Origin of the sequence: Planctomonas deserti, assembly GCF_003067705.1 — a bacterium.
Lineage (GTDB): Bacteria > Actinomycetota > Actinomycetes > Actinomycetales > Microbacteriaceae > Planctomonas > Planctomonas deserti.
Map to the genome: position 1 here is coordinate 1 of NZ_QANL01000048.1, position 716 is coordinate 716.

Sequence of the window (716 nt, forward strand, 5' to 3'; positions counted from 1 at the left end):
ATCACTGCCGATCTCCAGTTCTTCCGGCTGCAGGCCGTTGGCCTTGATCTGCTTCGGCACCAGGTAACGGGTGGCGATGTTGAGCTTCTCATCCTCGGTGTAGCCGGGGATGCGGATCACTTCCATGCGGTCCAGCAGCGGGCCCGGAATGTTGAGCGAGTTCGAGGTGGCCACGAACATCACTTCGGACAGGTCCAGGTCCACTTCCAGGTAGTGGTCGTTGAACGCATTGTTCTGCTCCGGATCGAGCACTTCCAGCAGCGCCGAAGACGGATCGCCACGGAAGTCCATCGACATCTTGTCGATCTCGTCCAGCACGAACAGCGGGTTCTTGCTGCCGACCTTGTTGAGGTTCTGCACGATGCGGCCCGGCATCGAACCAACGTAGGTACGACGGTGGCCACGGATCTCGGCTTCATCGCGAACGCCGCCCAGCGACATGCGCACGAACTTGCGGTTGGTAGCCTTGGCGATGGACTGGCCGAGCGAGGTCTTGCCCACGCCCGGCGGCCCGACCAGGCACAGGATCGGGCCCTTCATCTGCTTCACGCGCGACTGCACCGCCAGATATTCAAGGATGCGTTCCTTGACCTTCTCCAGGCCGTAGTGATCGGCATCGAGGGTGTCCTGCGCGACCTTCAGGTCCTTGCGCACCTTGCTGCGCTTCTTCCACGGCACGCCCAGCAACCACTCCAGGTAGTTGCGCACGACCGCCG

Annotated in this window: 1 protein-coding gene; it reads right to left on the bottom strand. The window is 62.0% G+C overall.

Features of this window, described 5'->3' with window-relative positions; all coding sequences use genetic code 11:
* Window positions 1–716, bottom strand: a 716-nt coding sequence (locus DAI20_RS19455) for an AAA family ATPase (protein ID WP_159085128.1), incomplete at both ends; no start/stop codon positions are given.